The 947-nt window shown below is 64.9% G+C and carries 3 protein-coding genes; all 3 read left to right on the forward strand.

All coding sequences use genetic code 11. From position 1 onward, the window contains the following. Positions 1 to 254 (forward strand): phosphatase (locus AOK17_RS53175; RefSeq protein WP_245697844.1); only part of this gene is annotated, 254 nt, incomplete at its 5' end. A gap of 129 nt (positions 255 to 383) precedes the next feature. Continuing rightward, positions 384 to 593, forward strand: a complete 210-nt coding sequence (locus AOK17_RS46085; protein ID WP_093781815.1) for a helix-turn-helix domain-containing protein — start codon at positions 384 to 386, stop codon at positions 591 to 593. Between the two features lie 164 nt (positions 594 to 757). After that, the gene (locus AOK17_RS49630; RefSeq protein WP_003948845.1) at positions 758 to 856 is read left to right on the forward strand and encodes a 30S ribosomal protein bS22; all 99 of its coding nucleotides are present in this window, start codon (positions 758 to 760) and stop codon (positions 854 to 856) included. Positions 857 to 947: the final 91 nt, after the last annotated feature.

Consider the following 947-nt stretch of genomic DNA (forward strand, 5'->3'; position numbering starts at 1 on the left):
CCGCTCTGGCCGCCGCGGCGGAGGCCGGCGGGCCCCTCCCGGAACTCGTGGTGGGAGACCACGGCTGGGTCTGCGGAGCAGGTCAGCTGGGGTTCGAGGCCATCGGCCTGGGTGACACCGACGATCCCGCGCTGTTCGTCGGAGAGGCAGAGGGGCGGGTGTCCGTCGTCGTTCCACTTGATGACGCTGTGCGGTCTGATTACTACCGACCGCTTACTCGCTATGTACTCAATCGAGCGTGTCTGTCACAGTAGGCCGCCGATGGCCCCTCCTCTTCCCCACTCGCATCACACGCCCCTACTCTGGGGAGTGAGCACGCAACGACGAAGTGTCACCGGAAGGGGAAGCCGGTGACCGTCGAGTGCGGAAGGTTCAGGTGTGTCATGGCTGCTGGCGAGAGGCCTCTGAACGAGGTTCAGTTCCTTACCGTGGCGGAAGTCGCCTCGGTGATGCGAGTGTCGAAGATGACCGTGTACCGCTTGGTGCACAGCGGTCATCTGCCCGCGATCCGGGTCGGGAGGTCATTCCGCGTCCCGGAGCAAGCGGTTCACGAGTACCTTCGCGAGTCCTACGTGGGGGTGGAGACAGCCTGACGGCGGTCCGGGGAGGTCCCGGGACGGCTCCATCGCGTCCCCGGGGTCTCACCCGGAACTCCTCGATTACGACCTCGGCGCTCAGACGGGTAGGCTGGCCCCTCATAAGTCGTGTGGGCCCATGCAGCCCAGCAACGAGTAAAGAGAAGTGAGCGAGGGTAGTCGTGGGCTCTGTTATCAAGAAGCGGCGCAAGCGGATGGCCAAGAAGAAGCACCGCAAGCTGCTCAAGCGCACTCGCGTTCAGCGTCGCAACAAGAAGTAAGTCGCGACGGACAGCGGTCACCCGCCACAAGCAGGGCAGACGGTGGGCGACGATGCTGTGACAGTGCGCTCTGTGGCCCCCCACCGGCTGG

Origin of the sequence: Streptomyces phaeochromogenes, assembly GCF_001418655.1 — a bacterium.
GTDB lineage: Bacteria > Actinomycetota > Actinomycetes > Streptomycetales > Streptomycetaceae > Streptomyces > Streptomyces phaeochromogenes.

Coding starts and splice junctions, on each gene's coding strand:
- AOK17_RS46085 (WP_093781815.1), top strand. CDS start 384: ATGGCTGCTGGCGAGAGGCCTCTGAACGAGGTTCAGTTCCTTACCGTG.